Genomic DNA, 25,257 nt, shown 5'->3' on the forward strand with positions numbered 1-25,257 from the left:
ATACGTGAGCGAAGCAGCCACCCCGAAACAACAAGATAAAACCTCGGCCAGCGCAGCCGCGAACACGCCCAGCAAACCGCCGGTGAAGGCGCCACGCAGTGGCGGCACGGGTCTCGCCGCCCTGGCCTTGCTGATCGGTCTGGGCGGAGCGGCTGCAGGTGGTTGGAGCCTGTGGCAACTGCAGCAGATGCAGGGGCTGGAGCAACAGCAGGCGCAGGCGCTGCAACGCATCGCCGATGACAGTGAGCAGCAGGTGCGTGGTGTGGCCCAGCGCCTCGATGCGCGCCTGGCCGAGCTGCCCAGTGCCACCGAGCTGGATGAGCGCCGGCGGCTGCTGGCCAATCTGCAGAGCGATCAGCAGCGCCTCAGCCAGCGCCTGGAGTCCGTGCTCGATGGCAGTCGTCAGGACTGGCGCCTGGACGAGGCCGAGCACCTGCTGCGCCTGGCCACGCTGCGTCTGAGCGCCCTGCAGGACGTTGACAGTGCCGAGACGCTGGTGCAGACCGCCGATGACATCCTGCGGGATCAGAACGACCCGGCTGCCTTCGCCGCCCGCGAACAGCTTAGCCGTAGCCTGGAAGCCCTGCGCACCACGCAGCGCCCGGATCGGGTCGGCCTGTTCCTGCAACTGGCTGCCCTGCGTGAGCAGGCGGCCACCCTCAATCCGCTGGCGCCGACCCTGGAAGGGCAGGGCGACGTGCTCTCCGACCTGGCTGCCGAAGGTGACGGCAGTGCCTGGTGGAGCGAGTGGCTGAAAAAACTCTCCGACTACTTCCGCATCGAGTTCGACGCTGATCGCAACGTGCGCCCGCTGCTCTCCGGGCAGAGCCTGGCGCAGGTGCGTCTGAGCCTGTCGCTGGCCCTGGAACAGGCGCAATGGGCCGCGCTGCATGGGCAGAGCGGGGTATACCGGCAGGCGCTGAAGCAGGCCGAGGAGATCCTCGACGCCCACTTCAACTTGGACAATCCTGACAGCCGTGCCCTGCTTCAGCGCTTCGCCGAACTGGCCGACGCCCCCGTCGAGGTCAAGGTGCCGGATCTGAGCGAATCGGTCGATGCACTGCAAGCCTATCTGCAGCGCAAGCACGCCCAGCGTCGGCAGGGGGCCGCAGCGGCCGGGGAGGTGCAATGAAACGCCTGCTCTGGCTGCTCGTTCTGCTCGCCGTTGGCGCGGCGCTCTATCTGCTCAGCCTGGCCATCGAGGCCGACCCTGGCTACGTGCTGTTCGCCTACAAGGGCTTCCGCTACCAGTCCAGCCTGTGGGCTTTCCTCGGGCTGCTGGTGGTTGTGGTGCTGCTGTACTACCTGACCAAGGCCCTGCTGCGCCTGTTGCTCAGCTCCACGCGCCTGGCCAACCCCTGGTCGCGCCTGCATCGTGAACGGCGCGCTCGCCTGGCCTCCGAGCAAGGCATGCTGGATTTGGCCGAAGGGCGCTGGGCGCGTGCGCAGCGGCAACTGAGCCGTGCTGCCGAGGCCTCCAGCCAGCCCTTGATGTACTACCTTGGGGCAGCGCGGGCAGCCGGCAAGCTCGGCCAGCACGAACAGAGCGATGCGCTGCTGGAAAAGGCGCTGCAACAGCAACCTCGAGCCGAGCTGGCGATTGCCCTGACCCATGCCGAACTGCAGCGCAAACGGGGCGACAGCGATGCCGCGCTGGAGACCCTGCAGGCCATGCGCGAGCGCCACCCAGGGCACCACCTGGTGCTGCGTCAGTTGCAGCGCCTGTATCTTCAGCGTCAGGACTGGTCGGCCCTGCTGGGCCTGTTGCCGGAGCTGCGCAAGGAGAAGGCGCTGCCAGCCGCCGAGTTGGACGAGCTGGAGCGTGAAACCTGGCGTGGACGTCTGGCCGAGGTTGGCGAGCAGGGTCTGGAGCAGGGCGAGACCGCCCTGCAACCGCTGACCCAGGCCTGGAACCAGCTCTCCGCTGGCCTGCGCCATGACCCGGAACTGATCGCCACCTACGTCGAGCAACTGCGCCGTCTCGGTGCTCAGGAGGAGGCCGAGCAGGTGCTGCGTAGCGCGCTCAAACGCAGTTACGACAGCCGCCTGGCGCGTTTCTACGGGGTGCTGCGCGGCAGCGATCCGGCGCGCCAGCTAGAGTACGCCGAGGGCTGGCTGAAACAGCACCCGGACGATGCCGCGCTGCAACTGACCCTCGGCCGGCTGTGCCTGCAGAACCAGTTGTGGGGCAAGGCGCGCGACTATTTCGAGAGCAGCCTGCGTCTGCAGCGCCATCCGGAGACCTGCGCCGAGCTGGCTCGCCTGCTGGCGCAGCTCGGCGACGTGGAGCGCAGCAATCAACTGCTGCTGGAAAGCCATGACCTGCTCCACCACGGCTTGCCCAACCTGCCACAGCCACGAGGTGCGGCGAGCTAACGGACGGAACGCTACCATCGTCTGACCAGCAGTGTTCTACCATGCATGGGCGCCTTGAAAGGCGCCCATGCTTTCCTCTACCGTACGCGCTCGATTTTCCTCTTCGGAGTCACCATGCACTTGGCCAGTCCGCGTCCTCTGTTCTTCCTGGCGTTTCTCGGTTGCGTACTGCTCATGGCAGCGGCTCTGTATCTGGAGCATGTGGTGGGGCTCGAGCCCTGCCCGCTGTGCATCGTCCAGCGCATCTGCGTGATCGCCTTCGGCCTGGTGTGCCTGGTGGCGGCACTGCATGGGCCGGGGCGTTTCGGGCAGCGCGTGTATGCGCTGCTGGCGCTGTTCTTCGCCCTCGCCGGGGCGGCCACGGCTGGTCGGCAGATCTGGCTGCAGAGCGTACCGCCGGAGCAACTGGAGGCTTGTCTACCAGGGCTGGAGTACATGATCGAGGCCTTCCCCTTGCAGGAGATCGTCAGCAAGGTCTTCCGTGGTACGGCCGATTGCGCCGAGGTCAACTGGACACTGTTCGGCATGAGCATCCCGGAGTGGAGCCTGCTGGGTTTCATCGGCATGCTGGGGTTTGCCCTGTTCCAGTCGTTGCGCCGTAGCTGAGTGTGGGCATGAGTCAAACGGGCGTATGAATTTTTCTCCCTGGGCGCCTTGAAGGCTGTCACTTTGCGGGCATAATCTGGCACGCGTGTACCGCAGGAGCGACGACCTGTTGCGTCGTCCCCTCAATGCCATTTGCCGACAGACACAACGTCTCGGGAACGGGCGTACGACAGGCATTCGCGATAAGGGAAGTGAGGCTCACCATGCTCGAAAGTTGCCGCAACGCCCAGGAGCGCTGGGGAGGTGTGCACCAGTTGATCGACCGCTGGCTGCATGAGCGCCATGAACTGGTAAAGGCCTACAAGGGGCTGGTCGACACGCCGCCGAGTTCGGCTGTCACGGCAGAGCGCCTGCACGGCTTCTGTGAATTGCTGGTCGATTATGTCTCGGCCGGGCATTTCGAGGTCTACGAACAGCTCACCAGCGAAGCCAAGGCCTTCAATGACCGACGCGGCCTGGAGCTGGCCAAGCAGATCTACCCCCGTATCGAAGCCATCACCGAAGTCGCGCTGGCCTTCAATGATCGCTGCGATGGCAGCGGTGGCGAGGGTACCAGCGAGCTGCTGACCGAGTTGCAGCGTCTGGGGCCCTTGCTGCACGAGCGTTTCGAGCTGGAAGACTGCCTGATCGAGGTGCTGCACAACTCGCATCAGCAACAGGCCGCCGCACTGGCCTGAGGCTCGTGGGAGTGGCTCAGTTGGCCACGCCGAGCAGCTCCAGGTCGAAAACCAGCGGCGAATAGGGCGGTATCAGATCCCCCGCGCCTTCTGCCCCATAGGCCTGGGCCGATGGCACCACCAGGCGCCAGTGCGCGCCGACCGGCATCTGCAGCAGGGCGCTGCGCCAGCCCGCGATCAGGCTGTCGAGCCTGAACCACTGCGGCGTCTGGCTCTCGTCGAACAGGCTGCCATCGGCCAGATGGCCACTGTAACGCACCTGCACACGGCTACGTGCAGTCGGCTTGGCGCCGCTGCCGGGCCGTACCTCGCTGATCAGCACGCCCCCCTCCAATACCCGTACACCAGGTTTGGCTCGCTCCTCGGCGAGAAAGCGCTGTTCGTCCTGCTGGGCCTTGGCATGGCGCTGCGGGTCTTGCGCCATGCGCGCTTCATGCTCTTCCAGCAGTCGTTCGATGCGCGCCTCGTCCAGCCTCAGCGGCTGGCCCGCGTAAGCCTGGCGCAGGCCTTCGATCAGCTCCGGCAGCGCCAGATCCGGCACCTCCTCGCGCAGGCGTTCACCCAGGCGGGCACCCAGGCTGTATGCCAGGTCGTCTTGTGGCGTGGCGAAGGCGAGTGGGCTGATGCACAGGCAAAATGCGGCAGCTAGGGCGCGGCTCATGACGGGGTCTCCAATCCGATTGCGGCGATTATGCCAGCGCCGGATGCAGCCCGATGCCCCGTCGGTGAAAAGTGCTATGGCAGGGGCAAACGCCTGAGTCTAGTATGGGCGCTTCTACATCCGCCCGGAGGCGCGTCATGTCGGCCAAGAAGAAGTCCATCAGCACCCCTTTGCACCTGCTTCATCAGTTGTCCGGTAGCTTACTCGAGCATTTGGAAAATGCTTGCTCGCAAGCCCTGATCGATGCCGAGAAACTCCTCGCCAAACTCGAGAAGCAGCGCGGCAAGGCCCAGGAAAAATTACACAAGGCGCGCGGCAAGCTGCAGGATGCCGCCGTGGCCGGCAAAGCCAAGGCGCAAGCCAAGGCCAAGGATGCAGTTGCCGAGCTTGAAGAGCTGCTCGACACCCTCAAGGTTCGTCAGAGCGAGACCCGTGCCTATATCGCCGAGCTCAAGCGTGACGCACAGGAAAGCCTGAAGCTGGCTCAGGGCGTGGGCAAGGTGAAGGAAGCTGCCGGCAAGGCGCTCGAAGCACGTGACGAGTCGGCAGCCAAACCAGCTACGGCGAAGAAGCCGGCTGCTGCCAAGGCGCCTGCCGCCCGTAAGCCTGCAGCCAAACCAGCAGCGGCCAAGGCCGCCGCCAAACCGGCCCCGGCTAAAGCACCTGCCAAGCCGGCCGCGAGCAAGCCTGCAGCCAAACCAGCTACGAGCAAGCCCGCAACAGCCAAGGCTCCGGCCAAGCCGGCCGCCAGCAAGCCGGCGGCAGCCAAGCCAGCTACGAGCCAACCCGTGGCAGCCAAGGCCTCGGCCAAACCGGCTGCAAGCAAGCCTGCTGCCAAACCGGCAGCAGCCAAACCAGCGGCTGCCAAGCCGGCTACTGCTGCCAAGCCGGCTGCGGCGAAGAAGCCGGCCGCTGCGAAAGCGCCGGTGAAGAAGGCTCCGGCCAAGCCTGCTGCCGCACCGGCCGCGCCCGTAGCGCCTGCCGCTGATAACGGAGCCGCTGCGAATACGCCCAGCGCGTCCTAAGGCGAGCCTGCAGCGCCGCGTAGCATCTGCAGCGCGGCGCTGCCTTTCCCAACCAGGCGAGCGAGCCAATCGTCTTCGCCTGCCTCTTCGGGCCATTTTTCTGCCAGCGCCTGCAAGCGTTCGAGCAGCACCCGCTCGGCCTGCAATTCCAGTCTCTTGAGCTGTTCGCGCAGAGCGTCCAACTCTGCATCCTCACGGGCGGCGGATCGCCATTGATGACGTGTTTGCCGCAGCGGGGCGACCACGTCGCGCTGCCAGGGGCCGGCCAACTCGCGTAATGCTGCCAGGCGCTCGTCCAGGCAGCGCACGCCGCGCTTTTGCAGCCAGGCGCCTGTAAGCAGCAGGCAGACGTCGCTGCCTGCTTCCTGCAATTGCAGGCAGGCCTGTTCCACGCCGGGTCTGGCGTAGAGTTCGAGGGCGAAATTCCACAGATCCTGCACGCGGCCTCCAGGGCGATTTGCTAGACTCCGCCGCCATTATGATCCGACTCCAGAACCTCACTCTACAGCGTGGTCCGCAACGCCTGCTCGAAGGCGCCGAGCTGACCCTGCACGCCGGCCAGAAGGTCGGCCTGATCGGTGCCAATGGCGCCGGCAAATCCAGCCTGTTCGCCCTGCTGCGTGGCGAGCTCGGCCCCGATGCCGGCGACTGCCAGTTGCCGCCAGACTGGCGCATCGCCCATATGCGTCAGGAAGTGGACGACCTCGAACGCCTGGCGGTGGACTACGTGCTCGACGGCGACGTGCACCTGCGCTCGATCCAGGCCGAGCTGGCCAAGGCCGAAGCCGCACACGACGGCAGCGCCATCGCCCGTCTGCACAACGAACTGGACAACGCCCAGGGCTACAGCGCCGACTCACGTGCGCGCAAGCTGCTGGCCGGGCTGGGTTTCACCAGCGAGCAGATGGACAGGCGCGTCGGCGACTTCTCCGGCGGCTGGCGCATGCGCCTTAACCTGGCCCAGGCGCTGATGTGCCCGTCCGAGCTGCTGCTGCTCGACGAGCCGACCAACCACCTCGACCTCGACGCCATCCTCTGGCTGGAGGAGTGGCTCAAAGGCTACCCCGGCACGCTGCTGCTGATTTCCCACGACCGTGACTTCCTCGATGCCGTGGTCGATCACATCGCGCATCTGGAACAGCAGAAGCTGACCCTCTATCGCGGCGGCTATTCGGCCTTCGAGCGCACCCGCGCCGAACGCTTGGCGCAGCAGCAGCAGGCCTTCGAGAAGCAGCAGGCGCAGCGCGCGCACATGGAAGACTTCATCCGCCGCTTCAAGGCCAAGGCCACCAAGGCGCGCCAGGCGCAGAGCCGCATCAAGGCGCTGGAGCGCCTGGAGGAGCTGGCTCCGGCACACGTCGACTCGCCCTTCGATTTCGTTTTTCGCGAGGCGGACAAGGTGTCCAGCCCGCTGCTGAATCTGTCTGAGGCGCGCCTGGGCTATGGCGACAAGGCCGTGCTGGAGAAGGTCAAGCTGAGCCTGGCGCCCGGCGCGCGCATCGGCCTGCTCGGCCCCAACGGTGCGGGCAAGTCGACCCTGATCAAGACCCTGGCCGGTGACCTTGCCGTGCTCGGCGGCGAACTGGCCCGTGGCGAGAACCTGGCCATCGGCTACTTCGCCCAGCATCAGCTCGATGCTCTGGATCCCAAGGCCAGCCCGCTGTTGCACCTGCAACGCCTGGCACCGAGCGAGCGCGAGCAGACGTTGCGTGACTTCATCGGCGGCTTCGATTTCCGTGGCGACCGTTGTGACGAGCCGGTGCTCAATTTCTCCGGTGGCGAGAAGGCGCGCCTGGCCCTGGCGTTGATCGCCTGGCAGAAGCCCAACCTGCTGCTGCTGGACGAGCCGACCAACCACCTCGACCTGGAAATGCGCCTGGCCCTGACCCTGGCGCTGCAGGAGTTTGCCGGTGCGGTACTGGTGGTCTCTCACGATCGTCACCTGCTCAAGAGCACCACCGACGAGTTCCTGCTGGTGGCCGATGGGCGCATCCAGCCATTTGAAGGCGACCTGGACGACTACGCGCGCTGGTTGATCGATTTTCGCGCCCGTCAGCAGCCGGTCAGCGCCCCGCTTGCCGGTGCCGAGAAGACCGACAAGCGCGCCCAGCGCCAGGCCGCCGCCGCGCTGCGCCAGCAACTGGCGCCGCACAAGAAGCAGGCCGACAAGCTCGAACAGGAGCTGGGCAAGGTGCAGGAAAAGCTTGCCTCCGTGGAAGCCCAGTTGGGCGATAGTGGTCTGTACGAGTCCGCGCGCAAGGACGAGCTGCGCCAGCGCCTGTCCGAACAGGCGCAGCTCAAGGCGCGCGAAGCCGAACTGGAGGAAGCCTGGCTGCTGGCGCTGGAAACCCTGGAGGCACTGCAGCAACAGCTAGAGGAGGCCGAATGATCGAGCAAGTGGATCTGCTGCAATGGCTCGCCACCTGGCGCGAGCCGCTGATACGAACCGGGCAGGTGCTGCTGATCATCCTGCTGGCATGGATCGCGCAGCGCATCCTTACCCGCGCCATCAGTCGCCTGGGCGCACGTTACAGCCTGCTGCCGCAGGAGGTGCTGCTGCCACTGCGCGGGTTGGTGCGCTGGCTGATCATGGGCAGCGCACTGCTCATGGTGCTGGAGCGTCTGGGGGTGTCGGCGACGGTACTTTGGACGGCGCTGACCGGCTTCACCGCCGTCGCTGCGGTGGCTTTCTTTGCCATCTGGAGCGTGCTGTCGAACATGTTCTGCGCATTGCTGATCTTCACCATGGGGCCGTTCCGCATGGGCGACACCGTGGAGGTCATCGAGAGCGCCGACAAGCCCGGCGTGAAGGGCCGAGTCATCGCCATCAACCTCTTCTACACCACCCTGCAGGACGTCAGCGAAGAGGGTGCCGGAGCCTTGTTGCAGGTGCCCAACAGCCTGTTCTTCCAGAAGTCGGTACGGCGCTGGCGTTGAACGCGGGGGCAGGAGTAGGCTGTAGCGCTCTTCCCCTGATTCGAGTCATTCGAGGTACGCACCATGGCCATGGAAACCTGGCTCGCTTTCTTCGTCGCCTGCTGGGTGATCAGCCTGTCGCCGGGTGCCGGCGCGGTCGCCTCGATGTCCGCTGGCCTGCAGTATGGCTTCTGGCGTGGATACTGGAATGCCCTGGGCCTGCAACTGGGCCTGGCCCTGCAAATCGCCATCGTCGCCGCTGGCGTGGGCGCCATTCTCGCCACCTCGGCTTTGGCCTTCAGCGTGATCAAGTGGTTCGGTGTGGTCTATCTGCTGTTTCTCGCCTACAAGCAGTGGGTCGCCTTGCCCAGCGAGCTGGATGCCGGTGCCACCGAGCGTAGCATCGGCCGGCCGCTGACCCTGGTGCTGCGTGGCTTCCTGGTCAATGCCAGCAACCCCAAGGCCATCGTCTTCATGCTCGCCGTACTGCCGCAGTTCCTCGATCCCCATGCACCGCTGCTGGCGCAGTATCTGGTGATGGGCGTGACCATGATCGTCGTCGACCTGATCGTCATGGCGGGCTATACCGGCCTCGCCTCGCGTGTGCTGCGGGCGCTGCGCACGCCGCGTCAGCAACGGGTGATGAACCGCAGCTTCGCCGCCCTGTTCGCAGCAGCGGCCGGTCTGCTGGCAACGGTCAAGCGCGCCGCCGTCTGACGCCAGGTCTGTTACCAAATATTTCAGATTTTCCTTGTCTGCGCAGGGCAGGCCGGCAACAATTTAATGCCATCCATTCGCGTTTCGGAATGCATTGATGAGCCGTTATCGTTCCCTGTTGTCCTGCCTGTTGCTCTCCATGCTGGCGTTGAGCAGCCTGTCCGTTCAGGCCGAGTCGTCCGATGGGGCCGCCCAGGCTCTGCACCTGCTTGGCTATATCGGTGCCGACTATCCGGCCACGGTGGCTGAAGGGCAGGTGGTCGACGCGGGCGAATACCGCGAGCAACTGGAGTTCCTCGGCGTGCTGCAAGGCCTGGTGGCCGAATTGCCGGCCAAGGCCGAGCGCGGTGAGCTGGAGCAGGGCATCGCCGCGCTGCAGCAGGCGGTGCAGCAGCATCAGCCCGGCGAGCAGGTGGCCCAGCAGGCGCGCCAGCTCAGCGCGCGCCTGGCCGAGCTGTATCAGGTGGCGCAGACCCCGGCCATTACCCCCGACCCCGAACGCGGCGCGCCGCTCTATGCCCAGCATTGCTCGGTGTGCCATGGCGATAGCGGCGCCGGCGACGGCCCGGCTGGCATCGGCCTGGAGCCGCCGCCCTCCAACCTGCGCGATGCCGCGCGGATGGATCGGCTGAGCCTGTACGACCTCTACAACACCCTGGGCCTGGGTATCGAAGGCACCGACATGCCGTCCTTCGCCGATCAGCTCGACGATCGCCAGCGCTGGGATCTGGCCACCTATATCGCCGGCTTCAGCGCTACCCAGGCACAAGGTGAGAAGCATTTCAGCATGGCCGAGCTGGCCGGGCGCACACCGGCGGAAATCGCCGCTGCCGATGGCGATGTCGCCACATTCCGCGCCCAGCGCGCTCATCCGACCGTGCAACAGCGTGGCCCGCAGCAGTTGATCGGGCACACTCGCAGTACCCTCGAACGCAGCCTGCAGGCCTATCGTGACGGCCATGTCGAGCAGGCCTACGACCTGTCTGTCGGCGCCTATCTGGAAGGGTTCGAGCTGGTCGAGGGCGCGCTGGACAACCTCGATGCGGCACAACGCAAGACTACCGAGAAGGCGCTGATGGCCTACCGCCAGACCATCCAGGACGGTGCCAGTGTCGCTCAGGCCGCCCAAGCGCTGGAGCTGGCGCGGGTGCAGCTGGACAAGTCGGCGGCCCTGCTCGAAGGCGGTGCGATGAACGCCTCGCTGAGCTTCTTCTCCAGTCTGCTGATCCTGCTGCGTGAGGGGCTGGAAGCCATTCTGGTGCTGGCGGCGATTCTCGCCTTCCTGCGCAACACCGGGCAGCAGCAGGCGGTGCGCAGCGTGCACATCGGTTGGGGCCTGGCGTTGCTGGCCGGGGTCGCTACCTGGGCGGTGGCGGCCTATGTCATCGATGTCAGCGGTGCGCAGCGCGAATTGCTCGAAGGCGTGACCGCGCTGTTCGCCAGCGTGGTGCTGCTGTGGGTCGGGGTGTGGATGCACGATCGTCGTCATGCCGCTGCCTGGCAGGACTACATCAAGAGCAGCCTGGTCGGCGGCGGTGGTCGCTTCGGCTTCGCCGTGCTGGCGTTCTTCTCGGTGTACCGCGAGCTGTTCGAGGTCATCCTGTTCTACGAAACCCTCTGGCTGCAGGCCGGCCCGGCCGGACACGGTGCGGTGCTGGCCGGTGCCGGCGCTGCACTGGTGGCGCTGCTCGGCCTGGCCTGGGTGATCCTGCGCGGCTCGCGCAAGCTGCCGCTGGCCACCTTCTTCGGCGCCAATGCCGTGCTGCTGTGCGTGCTCTCGGTGGTGTTCGCCGGCCATGGCGTGGCCGCCTTGCAGGAGGCCGGCGTGCTGGGCACGCGGCCAGTGCCGTTCTTCGACTTCGATTGGCTGGGCATTCATGCCGATGCCTGGAGCCTCTCGGCCCAGGGCCTGGCCCTGCTGGGTATCGCGCTGCTCTACGGGCGTAGCCGCCTGAACGAGCGGCGCCGTCTGATCGCCCAGGGCTGACCGAGGAAAGGTTCCGCTGGGGCGAATTCGCAGCTCGTGAATTCGCCCCGCTGGCAAGGCGCTGGGTTTTGGTACTATCGTTGCAAAAGATCGTGAACCGGCTCCGCGACAACTTGTCTGATAGCGCTTAGGCTGATTCCAATTCTTCTGCCGAGTGCCCGCATGTCCTCCACGAGTTCCTCCACTCACTACGCCGACAGTCCCGATCTGGCGGTTGCCCCCCTGCGTCATCCCACTCTGGAGCAGGCGCTGTCCAGTGCCTGTGCCCAGCTCAAGGTTCGGCAAGCCTACCTGGCCGCCTTGCGCGATCCGGCCATCGGCCCGCAGCCCCGACTGCTGCTGGCGGTTTCCGGTGCCGACGTACGGGGCCAGCGGCGTCTGGCTGCGCAGGTGGCCGAGCTGCTGCCGGATGAAGTCGAGCTGGATCTGATCGAGCTGAGCGAGGACAACCTGTCGCGCGCTGTGCGCGAGCGCTGCCAGCCGTTCTACAGCGCCTGAGCTGGCATACTGGCCACTGGTTTTGCTGTCGAAGGTGCTCCATGCGCGTATGGATAGATGCCGATGCCTGCCCCCGGGCGGCGCGGGATCAGGTGGTCAAGTTCGCCCTCAAACGTGGTTTCGAGGTGGTGCTGGTGGCCGGGCAGGCCGTGGCCCGGCCCAACTTCGCCTGCGTGAAACTGGTGGTGGTACCGAGCGGCCCGGATGCGGCGGACGATCATCTGGTCGAGCATGCCGTGCCTGGCGAGCTGGTGATCTGCAGCGACGTACCGCTGGCCGACCGCCTGGTGAAGAAGGGCGTGGCGGCACTGGATCCGCGCGGCCGCGAATTCGACGAGCGCAACATGGGCGAGCGTCTGGCGGTGCGCAACCTGTTCACCGATCTGCGTGAGCAGGGGCAGGTCGGTGGTGGTCAGGCGCCCTACTCGGAAAAGGATCGCCAGGCCTTCGCCAATGCACTGGATCGGATTCTCACGCGGCTGAGTCGCTAGGCCGTAGTTTTGATGAGCTCGCTCCTACAACCCCATCTCAGCTACACAGATAGGTGCCGGTGCCCACCGCCACCAGCACGCCTTCGTCGTTGTGCAACTCCATGCGGATCACCGCCACCTTGTTGCCGGCGCGCAACGGCATGGCGGTGGCAATGAAACGCTGGCCACGGCCAGGGCGTAAGTAGTCGATGCGTAGATCGATGGTACCCAGTTTGGACAGCTTGCTCATGCGCTCGGCTGGCGGCAGGTGCTGGTGGTTGGCGAAGGCGCCGATCAGCGCCATGGCGCCGCCGCAGACATCCAGCAGTGACGAGATCACTCCGCCATGCAGGATGCCGTGAACGAAGTTGCCTATCAGCTCGGGCTTCATCGGCAGGTGCATGACCACCTGTTCCTCGCTCAGCCTGTCGATCTCGATGCCGAGCAACTGGTTGAAGGGGATGCGCTGGAAGAAGGCGATCACCGCCTGCTGCAGGTCGGCATCGAGGGTGAAGGCATGGGGCATTGTCGTCGCTCCGCGAATTGCTCCCTCGCACGCTGCCGTAGCCTGGCAGCTTTGGCCAGGGGCGCTGCAGGAGCGCCCTGGCCAATGGCCGGATCGTCGTATCCGGTTCGGCGCAGGCGCTGCTCGGAGGGGCCTTTGTGGGAGCGAATCCATTCGCGATGGGATCAGCAGCAGGCTGACCTGAAACACGAATGAATTCGTTACAGCCATGGCCCAATCAGTGGTGGGTCAGCTCCAGCACGCGGTCGACCAGCTTGTTGATGCCGGAGGCCGCCTCACTGATGGACTGGGCGAGCATGTAGGCAGGGGTGGTGACTAGCTTGCGCGCTGTGTCTTCGACGATCTCGTCCACGGCGCACTCATGGTGTTCGGCGCCCATTTGGGTCATGGCGGCTGCGGTGTCGTGGTCATTGCCGATGGTGCAGACCACACCGGCACCGAAGATCTTCGCCGCCAGGGCCGGGGCAATGCAGATCAGGCCGACTGGCTTGCCGGCGTCGACGAAGGCCTTGCAGGCGGCTAGTACGTCAGGCTGCACGCTGCAACCGGCACCATGGGTAGCGAAGTCGGAGAGGTTTTTCGCCACGCCGAAGCCGCCCGGCAGGATCAGCGCGTCGAAGTCGGCGACGTGCAGCGCCTTGACATCCTTGATGTTGCCACGGGCGATGCGCGCCGATTCCACCAGCACGTTGCGTGTCTCGTCCATCTCGTCGCCGCTGTAGTGATCGACCACGTGCAATTGCGCTACGTTGGGTGCGAAGCATTGCACCTGGGCGCCGCGCTGATCGAGGCGCAGCAGGGTGATCACGCTTTCGTGGATCTCGGCGCCATCGTAGACGCCGCAGCCGGACAGAATCACTGCCACTTTCTTGCTCATGGTCGAACTCCTGAAGGTCGCGCGCCTGACGCAGGCGCGCTGGTTGTCGGTCAAAGGGTGCGCTGTCGCCAAATGCCACTCGTACTGTCACGTGGCGACGCGAACCCGCACGGCAGGTCGCATAGGATGAATATCAGCCCAATCCCGGCACAAGTACAACAACGTGGCGCAGTCATGAATTACATCCTCTATGCAGTGCCTTTCTTCTTCCTGCTCATTGCCCTGGAATTGCTGGCCGACCGCTGGCGCGGTCTGCGTACCTATCGGCTGGCCGACGCCCTGAGCAGCCTCGGCGCCGGCGTGCTGTCCCAGGCTACGGGGTTGTTGACCAAGGTGGTGGGCCTGCTCACTTACGCCTTCGCCTGGGAGCACCTGGCGCTGCTCCCACTCGCCGAAAACAGCCTGTGGGTGTGGATCTTCGCCTTCGTCTTCTACGACTTCTGCTACTACTGGAACCATCGCCTGGGCCACGAGCGCAACGTGCTCTGGGCCGCCCATGCGGTGCACCACCAGAGCGAGGACTACAACCTCTCCACCGCCTTGCGCCAGACCAGCACGGGCTTTCTCTTCAGTTGGCTGTTCTATCTGCCGCTGGCCGTGGTCGGCGTGCCGCCGTTGGTGTTCGTCTCGGTGGCGGCGCTGAACCTGCTCTATCAGTTCTGGGTGCATACCCGCCATATCCCCAAGCTGGGCTGGTTCGAGTGGCTGTTCATCACACCCTCGAACCACCGGGTTCATCATGCGCAGAATCCTATCTACATGGATCGTAATTACGGCGGAGTGTTCATTGTCTGGGATCGTCTGTTCGGCACCTTCCAAGAGGAACTGGACGAGCATCCGGTGGTATTCGGCGTGACCGTGCCATTGGCTAGCTGGAATCCGCTGTGGGCCAATCTGCAGGTGTATGCCGGGCTTTGGCACGACGCGCGGCGAGCGCAGTCCTGGTGGGATCGGTTGCGCATCTGGTTCATGCCCACCGGCTGGCGACCAGCCGATGTGGCGGCCCGCTATCCACAGGCCAAGCCCGACCTCGGCCAGTTCCGCAAGTACGAGGTGCCGCTGAGCACTGGCGCGCAGGTTTATGCCCTGCTGCAGTTCGCCTGCTACCTGCTGGCGGGCGTCTGGCTGCTGGCCCAAGGTGACGTGCTATCGCTGAGCGCCGCGCTGCTGGGCTGTGCATGGATTGCCCTGGGCCTGTACAGCATGGGCGTCTGGTTGGAAAACCGTGGCTGGGCGCTGCGTCTGGAATGCCTGCGCCTGGCGCTCAACCTGCCAGCCCTGTGGCTGGCCGAGCGTCTGGCCATGCTGACGCCGAATGTCACTGCCTGGGGCTGGCTGGTCGTCTACAGCCTGGCCAGTCTGTTTGGTATCTGGCTGGCGCGTCGTTCAGCCGCGCCGGCGCTGACGCCATCGGTATAGCCAGGCCAGGGCGAGCAGCAGCACCACGGCGGCCAGCAGCAGAACCTGATAGTGGCGCAGCTCTTCCAGCAGGCCTCCCATGGCATTGCCCAGGCTGTAGGCCAGCAGGCTGATGCCGCCAGCCCAGGCGCCCGCGCCGATGGCGTCGAGCAGCAGGTAGCGGCGCCAGGAATAGCCGGACAGGCCGATGGTCAGCGGCATCACCGTGCGCAGGCCATAGAGAAAGCGAAAGGACAGCACCCACAGATCCGGGTAGCGCTGGATCAACGCGCTGGCACGATCGCCCAGCGGCTGCCAGCGAGGCTTGCGCGCCAGCAGGGCGCGGCCATGGCGACGCCCCAGGTAGTACCAGAGCTGATCGCTGGCGAAGGCGCCGAGGAAGGCGCACAGCGCCACCCATTGGATTTCCAGCAGGTCGCGCACGGCCATGTAAGCGGCCAGCAGCAACGAGACCTCACCCTCGAGAAAGGTGCCAAGTACCAGCGCCGGGTAACCGAACTGCTGTATCAGGTCATGTAGCATGTGCTGCGCTCATGGAGGGGGTGATGCAGACTACTCCGACCGCGAAGAGCCCGGAAGGTGGCGTGACGTGCCACAATGGGCCACTGCCCGTGCGACGCGCCGTCGCATGCGGTCATTCGACCGTCATCAAATGGTCATAATGCTCGTAGAACCTATTCACGATCTGCTGCGCGTCGGCTCTGCTGCGTCAAGGACAGGCTGGAATGCTCCTGCATCAGGGCTCCGCCGTCCGGCTCGCTGACGCTCGTCCTTCGCGCCAGCCTCTGGCTGTGCCTTGCGTTGGTCGTTGCGTCCTGCATAGTGCTAGCTCGCGAAATCGTGAACAGGGTCTATAACCTGTCACACTGGCCCGCTGTTGCGGGCTCTGGAGTCTGCCGTGAGTGTTACCCCCGCCAACCGCCTGTTCCCTGCCACTCGCCTGCGTCGCAACCGTCGCGATGAGTTTTCCCGCCGCCTGGTGCGTGAGAACCGTCTGAGCGTTGACGACCTGATCCTGCCGGTCTTCGTCCTCGACGGCGACAATCGCCGCGAGAGCGTGCCGTCGATGCCGGGCGTGGAGCGTCTGTCCATCGACCTGCTGCTCAAGGAAGCCGAGCACTGGGTGGAGCTGGGCATTCCGGCGCTGGCGTTGTTTCCGGTCACGCCGCTGGAGAAGAAATCCCTCGATGGCAGTGAGGCCTGGAACCCAGACGGCATCGCCCAGCGCGCGATCCGTGCGCTGCGGGCGAAATTCCCCGAATTGGGGGTGATCAGCGATGTGGCCCTCGATCCCTTCACCACCCACGGTCAGGACGGCATCCTCGATGCCGACGGCTACGTGCAGAACGACATCACCGTCGATGCCCTGGTCAAGCAAGCACTGTCCCATGCCGAGGCCGGTGCTCAGGTGGTGGCGCCATCGGACATGATGGACGGGCGCATCCAGGCCATCCGCGAGGCCCTGGAGCTGGCCGACCACGTCAACGTGCGCATCATGGCCTACTCGGCCAAATACGCCAGCGCCTACTATGGCCCGTTCCGCGATGCCGTCGGCTCGGCCGCCAATCTCGGCAAGGGCAGCAAGAACACCTATCAGATGGATCCGGCCAATGGTGACGAGGCGCTGCATGAAGTGGCCGCCGACCTCGCCGAAGGCGCCGACATGGTCATGGTCAAACCGGGCATGCCCTACCTGGACATCGTCTGGCGTGTTAAGGAGGCCTACAAGGTGCCGACCTTCGCCTATCAGGTCAGTGGCGAATACGCCATGCACATGGCCGCCATCGGCAACGGCTGGTTGAGCGAGGCGGTGATCCTCGAGTCGCTCACCGCCTTCAAACGTGCCGGTGCCGATGGCATCCTCACCTATTTCGCCGTGCGTGCGGCAGAACTGTTACAACAGGGGCGATGACGCCCCCCCAGGAACCGGAACCCAGCCGATGAATACCGAAGGACTCAACAGCGAAGCACTCGACAGCAGCAACCCGGCTCCCGTGGAAGTGGTCGCCGAACCACCCGTGGTGGAAACCCCGCCGCCAGCGCCCGTGCCTGGCCTGGATGACAGCAGCTTGTACATCCATCGCGAGCTGTCGCAACTGCAGTTCAACATCCGCGTGCTGGAGCAGGCGCTGGATGAGTCCTACCCCTTGCTGGAGCGCCTGAAGTTCCTGCTGATCTTCTCCAGCAACCTCGACGAGTTCTTCGAGATCCGCGTCGCCGGCCTGAAGAAGCAGATCAACTTCGCCCGCGAGCAGGCCGGCGCCGACGGCCTGCAGCCGCACCAGGCGCTGGCGCGCATCAGCGAGATCGTCCATGAGCAGGTGGATCGCCAGTACGCCATTCTCAACGATACCCTGTTCCCGGCGCTGGCCAAGCAGGGCATCACCTTCATCCGCCGGCGTTACTGGACGACCAAGCTCAAGACCTGGGTACGGCGTTACTTCCGTGACGAGATCGCGCCGATCATCACCCCCATCGGTCTCGACCCGACTCACCCCTTCCCGCTGCTGGTGAACAAGAGCCTGAACTTCATCGTCGAGCTGGAAGGCGTCGATGCCTTCGGCCGTGACTCGGGTCTGGCCATCATCCCGGCGCCGCGCCTGCTGCCGCGGGTGATCCGCGTGCCGGAGGAAGTGGGTGGCCCGGGTGACAACTTCATCTTCCTGTCGTCGATGATCCACGCCCATGCCGACGACCTGTTCCCCGGCATGAAGGTCAAGGGCTGCTACCAGTTCCGCCTGACCCGCAACGCCGACCTGTCGGTGGACGCCGAGGATGTCGAGGATCTGGCCCGCGCCCTGCGTGGCGAACTGTTCTCGCGGCGTTATGGCGATGCGGTGCGTCTGGAGGTGGTCGACACCTGCCCGAAGCACCTGAGCGACCACCTGCTCAAGCAGTTCGGCCTGACCGAGAACGAGCTGTATCAGGTCAACGGCCCGGTCAACCTGACCCGCCTGTTCTCCATCACCGGCCTCGACAGTCATCCGGAGCTGCAGTACACGCCGTTCACTCCGGTGATCCCCAAACCGCTGCAGAACGCCGAGAACATCTTCAGCGTGGTCAGCAAGCAGGACATCCTCCTGCTGCACCCCTTCGAGTCCTTCACCCCGGTGGTCGACCTGTTGCGCCAGGCCGCCAAGGATCCGCATGTCCTGGCGATCAAGCAGACCCTGTACCGCTCCGGGGCCAACTCGGAAATCGTCGACGCCCTGGTGGAAGCGGCGCGTAACGGCAAGGAGGTCACCGCAGTGATCGAGCTGCGTGCGCGCTTCGACGAAGAGTCCAACCTGGCCCTGGCCAGCCGCCTGCAGGCCGCCGGTGCCGTGGTGATCTACGGGGTGGTGGGGCTCAAGACCCACTCCAAGATGATGCTGATCCTGCGCCGCGAGAATGGTGAAATTCGCCGCTACGCCCACCTCGGCACCGGCAACTACCACGCCGGCAACGCGCGCCTGTACACCGACTACAGCCTGCTCACCGCCGACGTGGCCCTGGGCGAGGACGTGGCCAAGCTGTTCAGTCAGCTCATCGGCATGGGCAAGACCCTGCGCATGAAGAAGTTGCTGCACGCGCCCTTCACCCTGAAGAAGACCCTGCTCGACCTGATCGCCAAGGAAACCGCCGCCGCAGCCGAAGGCAAGCCGGCGCACATCATCGCCAAGTTCAACTCGCTGACCGACCCCAAGGTGATCCGCGCGCTTTACAAGGCCAGCCAGACCGGGGTGAAGATCGAACTGGTGGTGCGTGGCATGTGCTGCCTGCGTCCGGGGGTGCCGGGGGTGTCGCACAATATCCAGGTGCGCTCGATCATCGGCCGCTTCCTCGAACACACGCGGGTCTACTACTTCCTCAATGGCGGTGACGAGCTGGTCTATCTGTCCAGTGCCGATTGGATGGAGCGTAACCTCGACAAGCGCGTTGAGACCTGCTTCCCGGTGGAAGGCAAGAAGCTCATCACCCGTGTCAAGAAGGAATTGGAGGCCTACCTGACCGACAACACCCAGGCCTGGGTGCTGCAGTCGGACGGCCGCTACGTGCGCCAGCAACCCACCGGCAACCAGAACTCGCGCAATGCCCAGGCGAGCCTGATGGAAAAGCTCACCGCGCCGGTGCTGGTGACGCGATAAAAAGGCCGCTAGCGGCCATCTGATGACCCTCTCCCATTCATGGGAGAGGGTGCCCGAAGGGCGGGAGAGGGTGTGAAAGGCCACGTGCTATGGCTCTTTGAAGATGCGCGTTTTTGGAAGCACTGCTTCCTGCGCCGATGAGCGCCTGATCGCTGGCGATCAGGCTGGGGCGCGGAGCGGGGTGCCCGAAGGCGGGAGAGGGTGTGAAAGGGCGTGTGCTGTGGCTCTTTGAAGACGCGCGGCTTCCTGCGCTAATGCTCGATAGCTCACCAAGCTGCGTGTCATCAGCTTGCTGATAACGGTGGACGGCGGGTTTCCCCCGTCCTACGCTTGCTGCCCGAGTCCCGGTGCGCGCGGCGCACCCTACGGGGACTGATGGCGGAGTGTGTTGTCTGACTCAGAAGGTGATCAGCACACGCTCAGCGTCAGGTCGATGCGCTTGAGCCACTCCGCCTCGGCCTCGAAGTCCGCCTGGGTCAGCGGGTTGGCTGTCAGCCAGCCTTCGGGGAAGCGAATCTCCAGACCGTTTTCCGTTGCCTTGAACTGCACCTGCGGCATGTCCTGGGTACCCCGGATGTGGTGGAACAGGATGGCGAAGCGCAGCAGTACGCACAGGCGCATCAGCTTCACGCCTTCCTCGCCGAACTCGGCGAACTTGTCCTTGGGGATATTGCGCCGATGGCCGCGCACCAGCAGGGCGAGCATTTGCTGATCCTGGCGGGAGAAACCGGCCAGGTCGGAGTGTTCGATCAGGTAGGCGCCGTGCTTGTGGTACTGGTAGTGGGCGATGTCCAGGCCCACCTCGTGCACCTTGGCGCCCCAGCTCAGTAGCTCGCGGTGCCAGTCGTCGTTCAGGCCCCAGTCGGCAGCTACCTTGTCCAGTGCCGAGAGCGCCTTGGCTTCGACCCGTGCGGCCTGATCCACGTCGACGTGGTAGCGCTCCATGAAGGCCGCCAGGGTGCGCTCGCGCACGTCCTCGTGCTGATGACGGCCGAGCAGGTCGTAGAGCACGCCTTCGCGCAGGGCGCCTTCGGAATGGCTCATGCGCTGGATTTCGCAGGCATCGAAGATGGCTTCGAGAATCGCCAGGCCGGCGGGGAAGATGCTGCGTCGATCCGGCTTGATGCCGTCCAGCTCGATCTTTTCCACTTCGCCCAGCTTGAACAGCTTGCGCTTGAGCCAGGCCAGGCCCTCGACCGTGACCTCGCCATTACCCAGGCCCGCCGCCTTGATCGCCAGGCCGATGGCCTTGATGGTGCCGGAGGCGCCCACGGCGTCTTCCCAGCCGAGACGGCGAAGGCCCTGCTCGATGCCCATGAGCTCCAGGCGGGCGGCGGTATAGGCCTGGGCATAGCGTGCCGGAGTGATCTTGCCGTCCTTGAAGTAGCGCTGGGTGAAGCTCACGCAGCCCATCTGCAGGCTCTCACGCAGCAGCGGCTCGAAGCGTTGGCCGATGATGAACTCGGTGCTGCCGCCGCCGATGTCGGCGACCAGGCGCTTGCCGGGAGTGTCGGCGATGCTGTGGGACACCCCGAGATAGATCAGGCGTGCTTCCTCGCGACCGGAAATCACCTCGACCTGGTGGCCGAGAATCTCCTCGGCGCGGCGGATGAACTCGGCGCGGTTGCGCGCTTCGCGCAGGGCGTTGGTGCCAACGATGCGCACCGCGCCTTCCGGCAGGCTGTTGGTGAACTGGGCGAAACGGCGCAGACAGTCGAGGCCGCGCTGCATGGCCTCCTCGCTGAGCTGACGCTCATCGTCCAGGCCGGCAGCCAGTTGCACCTTGTCGCCGAGGCGTTCGAGGATACGAATCTCGTGGTTGTCGGCCTTGGCCAGCACCATGTGAAAACTGTTCGAGCCCAGGTCGATGGCGGCGATCAGAGGGAAATTCTCGGCAGGGGCTTGGGGCATGATTACGGCATCTCGGTCGATAACGGCGCCATCCTGCCACGACTGAGCGCATGAGCCAACGCATTCGGATGTCGCAGGAATCTGGTCTAGACCTGTAATTACCGGAGGTTCAGTGCTTGAAGAGGCTGCTTGAGCACCCGTTCGTCGCAATTGTTGCCGTCGCCGCCACGGTCGACCACGAGGAAGCGGCCGGGGTATTCCAGGCACAGCAGCGGGTGGTGCCAGGTGCCACGGGCGTAGTTGACGCCCTGATCCGGTGCGCTGATGAAGGCGCGGATTCGCGACTCGTCCAGTTCGCCGGGCGGCGCTACGACGATCAGCATGCGGCTGCCATCCACCGGATAGAAGGCCTGGCTGCCCAGCGGGTGGCGTTCGAGCATGGCGATGGTGATGGGCGCGTGCCAGGCCTTGCCCTCGAAGATATTCACCAGGGTTCTTGGCGATTCGCCGGCCAACTCCACCTGTACCAGGTCGTGGTAGCGCGTGGTGGTGCCGGCGTTGATCGGGAAGGTGTTGGCGCCTGCCGTTTCGATCACGTCACCGAAAGGCGCGAAGGCTTCGCGGGTCAGTGGCTCGACCTGCAGCGGCAGGGTCGCTGGCGCGTTCACAGGTCCACCGAGCCAATGAAGTTGCGCAGCTCCTCGGTTTGCGGGGCGGCGAACAGTTCCTTGGGATCGCCGATCTCATGCACCTTGCCCTGGTGCATGAATACCAGCTTGTCGCCGACTTCGCGGGCGAAGCGCATCTCGTGGGTGACCATGATCAGGGTCATGCCCTCGCTGGCCAGTTGCTTGACCACCGCCAGCACCTCGTTGACCAGCTCCGGATCGAGCGCCGAGGTGATCTCGTCGCACAGCAGCACCTTGGGCGACATGGCCAGGGCGCGGGCGATGGCCACGCGTTGCTGTTGGCCGCCAGACAGTCGCTCGGGGTAGGCGTCGAACTTTTCCGCCAGGCCGACGCGTTCGAGCATTTGCCGGGCAATTTTCTCGGCCTCGGCGCGTGGGGTCTTCTTCACCACCTGCGGCGCCAGCATGACGTTCTCGCCGACGGTCAGGTGCGGGAACAGGTTGAACTGCTGGAACACCATGCCGACTTTCTGCCGCAGGCTGCGCAGGTCGGCGCGGGCGGCGTCGATGTACTCGCCGTCGACTTCGATGACGCCATCGTTGATCGACTCCAGGCCGTTGAGGGTGCGCAGGAAGGTACTCTTGCCCGAGCCGCTGCGGCCGATGATGGCGACCACCTCGCCTTCCTCGACCTTGAGGTCGATGCCCTTGAGCACATGGTTGTCGCCGTAATACTTGTGCAGGGCGGTGACGTTAAGCAGTGACATTCAGCCTCCTTTCCAGGCGGTATGCAGCGAGCGAGAGCGGGTAGCAAAGCAGGAAGTAACCGAGGGCGACGAAGCCGTAGACCATGAAGGGCTCGAAGGTGGCGTTGGCCAGCATGCTGCCGGTCTTGGTCAGCTCGGTGAAACCGATGATCGAAGTCACCGCAGTGCCCTTGACCACCTGCACGGAGAAGCCGACGGTGGGTGCCACGGCGATGCGCAATGCCTGTGGCAGCACGACGTGGCGCAGGGTTTCCAGGCGGCTCATGGCCAGGCTTTCGGCGGCCTCCCACTGACCGCGACTGATCGACTCGACGCAGCCGCGCCAGATCTCGGCGAGAAAGGCGCTGGTGAACAGGGTCAGCGCCGTGGCGGCTGCCAGCCAGGGCGACACGTCGACGCCGAGCAGGGCGATGCCGAAGAACACCAGAAACAGTTGCATCAACAGCGGCGTGCCCTGGAACAGTTCGATATAGCCGCGTGCCAGAACCCGTGGCGCCGATAGCGGCGACAGGCGCGCCAGCAACGCCAGCAGGCCGGCGATACCACCACAGACGAAGGCCACCAATGACAGCAGCAGCGTCCACTGCAGGCCGGTGAGCAGGTTGCGCAGGATGTCCCAGAGGGTGAAGTCCATCAACGGGCTCCCATGATGAAGCGACGGCCGAACCAGGCCAGCAACTGGCGAATCAGGATGGCCATGAGCAGGTACAGCGCCGTGGTCAGCAGATAGGTCTCGAAGGCGCGGAAGTTACGCGACTGGATGAAGTTGGCGGCGAACGACAGCTCTTCGGTGGAAATCTGCGAGCACACCGCCGAGCCCAGCATGACGATGATGATCTGGCTCGACAGGGCCGGCCACACCTTGCCCAGGGCCGGGCGCAACACCACGTGGCGGAAGGTCTCGAAGCGGCTCATGGCCAGCGCGGCGGCGGCTTCGAGCTGGCCATGCGGAATCGCCTGGATCCCGGCGCGGATGATCTCGGTGGAGTAGGCGCCGAGGTTGATCACCATGGCCAGCACCGCGGCTTCCCATTCGCTCAGGCGGACGCCGAGCGAGGGCAGGCCGAAGAAAATGAAGAATAGCTGGACGATGAACGGCGTGTTGCGGATCAGCTCCACGTACACGCCGAAAATCCGGTCGAACGGGCGGATGCGCCAGGCGCGCAGTATCGCTCCGACGATGCCGAGACCGACCCCCAGCAGGGTGCCGATCGCCGTCAGGCCGAGGGTGAAAGCCGCGCCCTGCAGCAGCAGATCGCTGTGCTGCAGGACGGCGGCGAAGTCGAACTGGTACGCCATGGCTCAGATCCCCACGCAGCTCAGAGGTCGGCCGGCAGTGGTTGCTTCAGCCACTTCTGGCTGATTGCGTCGAGGCTGCCGTCGGCCTTGGCGGCGGCGATGATGGCGTTGACCTTGGCCAGCAGGGTGGCCTGATCCTTGTTCACGCCGACGTATACCGGTGAATCCTTGAGCTTGAGTTTCATGCTCGGGATGCGCTTGGGATTTTTCTCGGCGATGGCCACCATCACCACGTTACCGCTGGCGATCAGGTCGACCTGGCCGGACAGGTAGGCGGCGATGGTCGAGTTGTTGTCCTCGAAGCGCTTGATGGTGGCGCCTTGCGGGGCAACCTTGGTCAGTTCGATGTCTTCGATCGAGCCACGGGTGACGCTGATGGTCTTGCCGGCCAGGTCGTCGAGGCTGGCGATGGCGGCGTCTTGCGGGCCGAACACGCCGAGGTAGAAGGGCGCGTAGGGCGCGGAGAAGTCGATCACCGCTTCACGCTCGGGGTTCTTGCCCAGGCTGGAGATCACCAGATCCACCTTGCCCGTGGTAAGGAAGGGGATGCGGTTGGTGCTGTTGACCGGCGTCAGCTCCAGCTTTACCGCCAGCTTGTCGGCCAACAGTTGCGCGGTGTCGATATCCAGGCCGCGCGGCTTGAGATCCGGGCCGACCGAGCCGAAAGGCGGAAAATCCTGCGGTACGGCGACTTTCAGTACGCCGGCCTTGCCGATGTCTTCGAGGGCATCGGCGTGAACGGTGCTGGCGCCGAAGGCCAGTGCGGCGAACAAGGTGCCCAGCAGTGTGCGGTGGAATAAGCGCATGTCGATCTCCCCAGGTATGAACTGAAAATTCAGCATTTCGGTTTGCTGAAGCTTTGCATCGCCTGTGCCAAGTCCAGTGAAAATGCGGGTTGGGTCGACCTCCATGCGTAGAAACAAGGTCTTACTGGTCTGAACAGTTGGCAAAATTGATCGAGTGGTCAGGTGTCATTCTGGGTCATCTTGGTGCATGGCCTCTCGGCGCTGATCCATAAGGGCGCGTCGCTTGCCTGGCATGGGCTTATGGCCTTACAAAGGCGGCACGACTGGACTGACCGGCCCGAACAGCCATGCATGCTTCTGCTCCCCGCGCGGTACCCGAATATGCCCTGCAGGCGATCCGCCGTCTGATCGAGGAGGGCGGCTATCGCCCTGGTGATGCGCTGCCGTCGCAGCGTGATCTGGCCGAGCGCCTGGGCGTGAGCCGCGCGTCCTTGCGTGAGGCGTTGTCGTCGCTCAGTGCCCTGGGGCTGATCAGTGTGCAGGCCGGCAAGGGGGTATTCGTTCAGGCGGCGCCCAAGGTGGAGGCCGGTGCGGGCTTCGTCTGGCCCTTCGCCGCGCAGGTGTCGGCGGCCGATACCTTCCAGCTACGCTTCGCTCTGGAAGGTTTCGCCTGTGGCCTGGCCGCCGGCACCATGACCGCCGAGGAGCTGGATCTGCTCGAAGACAACGTCGAGCAGATGCGTCGCGAGCTGCGTGCCGAGGATTTCGAGCAGGCCACGCGGCTGGATTTCGAGTTCCATCAGCGCATTCTGGCGGCCAGTGGTAATCAGGCGATGTTCGCCCTGGTCACCTCCAGTGCGGATATCTTCCTGGAAAGCCAGAAGCTGCCGTTCATCCGCCCGGAACGAGCCATGGAAACCTGGCAGGAGCACCGCAAGATCCTCAAGGCCCTGGCGCGGCATGCCGCCGGCTCGGCGCAGAAGGCCATGCAGCAGCACATCCGCGCCGCGGCGCTACGCACCGGCATTGCCTTCATCACGCTGGGTGATTGAAACTATTGAGTGGCTCAATCGCCAGTGCCTT

Annotated in this window: 26 protein-coding genes; 15 read left to right on the forward strand and 11 right to left on the reverse strand. The window is 64.9% G+C overall.

Annotated elements, in window-relative coordinates; all coding sequences use genetic code 11:
• The first annotated feature begins 4 nt into the window (after positions 1-4).
• The 4 genes from OU800_RS01590 to rsd all read left to right on the forward strand — a co-directional run bounded on the left by OU800_RS01590 (position 5) and on the right by rsd (position 3,659).
• Positions 5-1,132 (forward strand): uroporphyrinogen-III C-methyltransferase, encoded by a 1,128-nt coding sequence (locus tag OU800_RS01590; protein ID WP_268180644.1) that lies wholly within the window; start codon positions 5-7, stop codon positions 1,130-1,132.
• Positions 1,129-2,376, forward strand: a complete 1,248-nt coding sequence (locus OU800_RS01595; protein ID WP_268180646.1) for a heme biosynthesis HemY N-terminal domain-containing protein — start codon at positions 1,129-1,131, stop codon at positions 2,374-2,376. The genes OU800_RS01590 and OU800_RS01595 overlap by 4 nt, the downstream gene beginning before the upstream one ends.
• A 114-nt stretch (positions 2,377-2,490) precedes the next feature.
• Positions 2,491-2,982: a disulfide bond formation protein B gene (locus OU800_RS01600; protein ID WP_268180648.1), complete on the forward strand. Its 492-nt coding sequence runs from the start codon at positions 2,491-2,493 to the stop codon at positions 2,980-2,982.
• 203 nt (positions 2,983-3,185) lie between these two features.
• Positions 3,186-3,659, forward strand: a complete 474-nt coding sequence (gene rsd, locus OU800_RS01605; RefSeq protein ID WP_268180649.1) for a sigma D regulator — start codon at positions 3,186-3,188, stop codon at positions 3,657-3,659.
• Between the two features lie 16 nt (positions 3,660-3,675).
• Here rsd and OU800_RS01610 read toward each other — a convergent pair whose 3' ends face one another.
• Positions 3,676-4,320, reverse strand: a complete 645-nt coding sequence (locus OU800_RS01610; protein ID WP_268180651.1) for an FKBP-type peptidyl-prolyl cis-trans isomerase — start codon at positions 4,318-4,320, stop codon at positions 3,676-3,678.
• 137 nt (positions 4,321-4,457) lie between these two features.
• Between OU800_RS01610 and OU800_RS01615 the strand changes: the two genes are divergently transcribed.
• A complete protein-coding gene (locus tag OU800_RS01615) occupies positions 4,458-5,345 on the forward strand; it encodes an AlgP family protein (protein WP_268180652.1) in 888 nt (295 codons plus the stop codon).
• Here the strand turns inward: OU800_RS01615 and OU800_RS01620 are convergent.
• Positions 5,342-5,785: a TIGR02444 family protein gene (locus OU800_RS01620; protein WP_268180654.1), complete on the reverse strand. Its 444-nt coding sequence runs from the start codon at positions 5,783-5,785 to the stop codon at positions 5,342-5,344. The two genes, OU800_RS01615 and OU800_RS01620, sit on opposite strands and share 4 nt — an antisense overlap.
• Before the next feature lie 38 nt (positions 5,786-5,823).
• Here OU800_RS01620 and abc-f point away from each other — a divergent pair, with 38 nt between their 5' ends.
• From abc-f to OU800_RS01650, 6 genes are all read left to right on the forward strand, one after another.
• Positions 5,824-7,734, forward strand: coding sequence for a ribosomal protection-like ABC-F family protein (gene abc-f, locus OU800_RS01625; RefSeq protein WP_268180655.1), 1,911 nt, complete (start codon positions 5,824-5,826; stop codon positions 7,732-7,734).
• Complete coding sequence (locus OU800_RS01630; RefSeq protein ID WP_442964734.1) at positions 7,731-8,282, forward strand: mechanosensitive ion channel domain-containing protein; 552 nt, start codon at positions 7,731-7,733, stop codon at positions 8,280-8,282. Before abc-f ends, OU800_RS01630 begins: the two co-directional genes overlap by 4 nt.
• Before the next feature lie 63 nt (positions 8,283-8,345).
• Positions 8,346-8,978, forward strand: coding sequence for a LysE family transporter (locus OU800_RS01635; RefSeq protein WP_268180657.1), 633 nt, complete (start codon positions 8,346-8,348; stop codon positions 8,976-8,978).
• Between the two features lie 97 nt (positions 8,979-9,075).
• Positions 9,076-10,965 (forward strand): cytochrome c/FTR1 family iron permease, encoded by a 1,890-nt coding sequence (locus OU800_RS01640; RefSeq protein WP_268180659.1) that lies wholly within the window; start codon positions 9,076-9,078, stop codon positions 10,963-10,965.
• A 162-nt stretch (positions 10,966-11,127) separates the two neighbouring features.
• Positions 11,128-11,463, forward strand: coding sequence for an enhanced serine sensitivity protein SseB C-terminal domain-containing protein (locus OU800_RS01645; RefSeq protein WP_268180660.1), 336 nt, complete (start codon positions 11,128-11,130; stop codon positions 11,461-11,463).
• A gap of 41 nt (positions 11,464-11,504) precedes the next feature.
• On the forward strand, positions 11,505-11,954 hold the full coding sequence (locus tag OU800_RS01650) for a YaiI/YqxD family protein (RefSeq protein ID WP_061237351.1): 450 nt from the start codon (positions 11,505-11,507) through the stop codon (positions 11,952-11,954).
• A 37-nt stretch (positions 11,955-11,991) separates the two neighbouring features.
• Here the strand turns inward: OU800_RS01650 and OU800_RS01655 are convergent, their stop codons facing one another.
• Together OU800_RS01655 and elbB are read right to left on the reverse strand one after the other, a co-directional pair.
• Positions 11,992-12,459 (reverse strand): thioesterase family protein, encoded by a 468-nt coding sequence (locus tag OU800_RS01655; RefSeq protein WP_268180663.1) that lies wholly within the window; start codon positions 12,457-12,459, stop codon positions 11,992-11,994.
• 217 nt (positions 12,460-12,676) lie between these two features.
• A complete protein-coding gene (gene elbB, locus OU800_RS01660; protein ID WP_268180664.1) occupies positions 12,677-13,336 on the reverse strand; it encodes an isoprenoid biosynthesis glyoxalase ElbB in 660 nt (219 codons plus the stop codon).
• Between the two features lie 174 nt (positions 13,337-13,510).
• Here elbB and OU800_RS01665 point away from each other — a divergent pair, with 174 nt between their 5' ends.
• Positions 13,511-14,755, forward strand: a complete 1,245-nt coding sequence (locus OU800_RS01665; RefSeq protein ID WP_268180666.1) for a sterol desaturase family protein — start codon at positions 13,511-13,513, stop codon at positions 14,753-14,755.
• Here the strand turns inward: OU800_RS01665 and OU800_RS01670 are convergent.
• Positions 14,723-15,277 carry a DedA family protein gene (locus tag OU800_RS01670; RefSeq protein WP_268180668.1) on the reverse strand — a complete coding sequence of 185 codons (555 nt, stop codon included), beginning with the start codon at positions 15,275-15,277 and terminating at the stop codon, positions 14,723-14,725. The genes OU800_RS01665 and OU800_RS01670 overlap by 33 nt on opposite strands.
• A 376-nt stretch (positions 15,278-15,653) precedes the next feature.
• Between OU800_RS01670 and hemB the strand changes: the two genes are divergently transcribed.
• Together hemB and ppk1 are read left to right on the forward strand one after the other, a co-directional pair.
• Entirely contained in the window at positions 15,654-16,667 is a 1,014-nt protein-coding gene (hemB, locus tag OU800_RS01675; protein WP_268180669.1) for a porphobilinogen synthase, read from the forward strand.
• A 28-nt stretch (positions 16,668-16,695) separates the two neighbouring features.
• Positions 16,696-18,882 (forward strand): polyphosphate kinase 1, encoded by a 2,187-nt coding sequence (gene ppk1, locus OU800_RS01680; protein WP_268180671.1) that lies wholly within the window; start codon positions 16,696-16,698, stop codon positions 18,880-18,882.
• Positions 18,883-19,290: 408 nt separating this feature from the next.
• Here the strand turns inward: ppk1 and ppx are convergent, their stop codons facing one another.
• From ppx to OU800_RS01710, 6 genes are all read right to left on the reverse strand, one after another.
• The gene (ppx, locus tag OU800_RS01685; protein WP_268180673.1) at positions 19,291-20,793 is read right to left on the reverse strand and encodes an exopolyphosphatase; all 1,503 of its coding nucleotides are present in this window, start codon (positions 20,791-20,793) and stop codon (positions 19,291-19,293) included.
• A 98-nt stretch (positions 20,794-20,891) separates the two neighbouring features.
• A complete protein-coding gene (locus OU800_RS01690; RefSeq protein WP_268180674.1) occupies positions 20,892-21,401 on the reverse strand; it encodes an ureidoglycolate lyase in 510 nt (169 codons plus the stop codon).
• On the reverse strand, positions 21,398-22,129 hold the full coding sequence (locus OU800_RS01695; protein ID WP_268180676.1) for an amino acid ABC transporter ATP-binding protein: 732 nt from the start codon (positions 22,127-22,129) through the stop codon (positions 21,398-21,400). Before OU800_RS01695 ends, OU800_RS01690 begins: the two co-directional genes overlap by 4 nt.
• Positions 22,116-22,766 carry an amino acid ABC transporter permease gene (locus OU800_RS01700; protein WP_268180678.1) on the reverse strand — a complete coding sequence of 217 codons (651 nt, stop codon included), beginning with the start codon at positions 22,764-22,766 and terminating at the stop codon, positions 22,116-22,118. Before OU800_RS01700 ends, OU800_RS01695 begins: the two co-directional genes overlap by 14 nt.
• On the reverse strand, positions 22,763-23,428 hold the full coding sequence (locus OU800_RS01705; protein WP_268180679.1) for an amino acid ABC transporter permease: 666 nt from the start codon (positions 23,426-23,428) through the stop codon (positions 22,763-22,765). The genes OU800_RS01700 and OU800_RS01705 overlap by 4 nt, the downstream gene beginning before the upstream one ends.
• A 20-nt stretch (positions 23,429-23,448) precedes the next feature.
• Complete coding sequence (locus OU800_RS01710; protein WP_268180680.1) at positions 23,449-24,234, reverse strand: transporter substrate-binding domain-containing protein; 786 nt, start codon at positions 24,232-24,234, stop codon at positions 23,449-23,451.
• A 287-nt stretch (positions 24,235-24,521) separates the two neighbouring features.
• Between OU800_RS01710 and OU800_RS01715 the strand changes: the two genes are divergently transcribed.
• Positions 24,522-25,226, forward strand: coding sequence for a FadR/GntR family transcriptional regulator (locus OU800_RS01715; RefSeq protein WP_268180683.1), 705 nt, complete (start codon positions 24,522-24,524; stop codon positions 25,224-25,226).
• The last annotated feature ends 31 nt before the right edge of the window (positions 25,227-25,257 follow it).

Source organism: Pseudomonas sp. GOM7, assembly GCF_026723825.1.
Lineage (GTDB): Bacteria > Pseudomonadota > Gammaproteobacteria > Pseudomonadales > Pseudomonadaceae > Aquipseudomonas.

Bases quoted from the DNA above. Each gene is read 5' to 3' on its own strand.
- OU800_RS01595 (WP_268180646.1), top strand. From the start codon at position 1,129: ATGAAACGCCTGCTCTGGCTGCTCGTTCTGCTCGCCGTTGGCGCGGCG.
- OU800_RS01600 (WP_268180648.1), top strand. From the start codon at position 2,491: ATGCACTTGGCCAGTCCGCGTCCTCTGTTCTTCCTGGCGTTTCTCGGT.
- rsd (WP_268180649.1), top strand. From the start codon at position 3,186: ATGCTCGAAAGTTGCCGCAACGCCCAGGAGCGCTGGGGAGGTGTGCAC.
- OU800_RS01610 (WP_268180651.1), bottom strand. From the start codon at position 4,320: ATGAGCCGCGCCCTAGCTGCCGCATTTTGCCTGTGCATCAGCCCACTC.
- OU800_RS01615 (WP_268180652.1), top strand. From the start codon at position 4,458: ATGTCGGCCAAGAAGAAGTCCATCAGCACCCCTTTGCACCTGCTTCAT.
- abc-f (WP_268180655.1), top strand. From the start codon at position 5,824: ATGATCCGACTCCAGAACCTCACTCTACAGCGTGGTCCGCAACGCCTG.
- OU800_RS01630 (WP_442964734.1), top strand. From the start codon at position 7,731: ATGATCGAGCAAGTGGATCTGCTGCAATGGCTCGCCACCTGGCGCGAG.
- OU800_RS01635 (WP_268180657.1), top strand. From the start codon at position 8,346: ATGGCCATGGAAACCTGGCTCGCTTTCTTCGTCGCCTGCTGGGTGATC.
- OU800_RS01640 (WP_268180659.1), top strand. From the start codon at position 9,076: ATGAGCCGTTATCGTTCCCTGTTGTCCTGCCTGTTGCTCTCCATGCTG.
- OU800_RS01645 (WP_268180660.1), top strand. From the start codon at position 11,128: ATGTCCTCCACGAGTTCCTCCACTCACTACGCCGACAGTCCCGATCTG.
- OU800_RS01650 (WP_061237351.1), top strand. From the start codon at position 11,505: ATGCGCGTATGGATAGATGCCGATGCCTGCCCCCGGGCGGCGCGGGAT.
- OU800_RS01655 (WP_268180663.1), bottom strand. From the start codon at position 12,459: ATGCCCCATGCCTTCACCCTCGATGCCGACCTGCAGCAGGCGGTGATC.
- elbB (WP_268180664.1), bottom strand. From the start codon at position 13,336: ATGAGCAAGAAAGTGGCAGTGATTCTGTCCGGCTGCGGCGTCTACGAT.
- OU800_RS01665 (WP_268180666.1), top strand. From the start codon at position 13,511: ATGAATTACATCCTCTATGCAGTGCCTTTCTTCTTCCTGCTCATTGCC.
- OU800_RS01670 (WP_268180668.1), bottom strand. From the start codon at position 15,277: ATGCTACATGACCTGATACAGCAGTTCGGTTACCCGGCGCTGGTACTT.
- ppk1 (WP_268180671.1), top strand. From the start codon at position 16,696: ATGAATACCGAAGGACTCAACAGCGAAGCACTCGACAGCAGCAACCCG.
- ppx (WP_268180673.1), bottom strand. From the start codon at position 20,793: ATGCCCCAAGCCCCTGCCGAGAATTTCCCTCTGATCGCCGCCATCGAC.
- OU800_RS01695 (WP_268180676.1), bottom strand. From the start codon at position 22,129: ATGTCACTGCTTAACGTCACCGCCCTGCACAAGTATTACGGCGACAAC.
- OU800_RS01705 (WP_268180679.1), bottom strand. From the start codon at position 23,428: ATGGCGTACCAGTTCGACTTCGCCGCCGTCCTGCAGCACAGCGATCTG.
- OU800_RS01710 (WP_268180680.1), bottom strand. From the start codon at position 24,234: ATGCGCTTATTCCACCGCACACTGCTGGGCACCTTGTTCGCCGCACTG.
- OU800_RS01715 (WP_268180683.1), top strand. From the start codon at position 24,522: ATGCATGCTTCTGCTCCCCGCGCGGTACCCGAATATGCCCTGCAGGCG.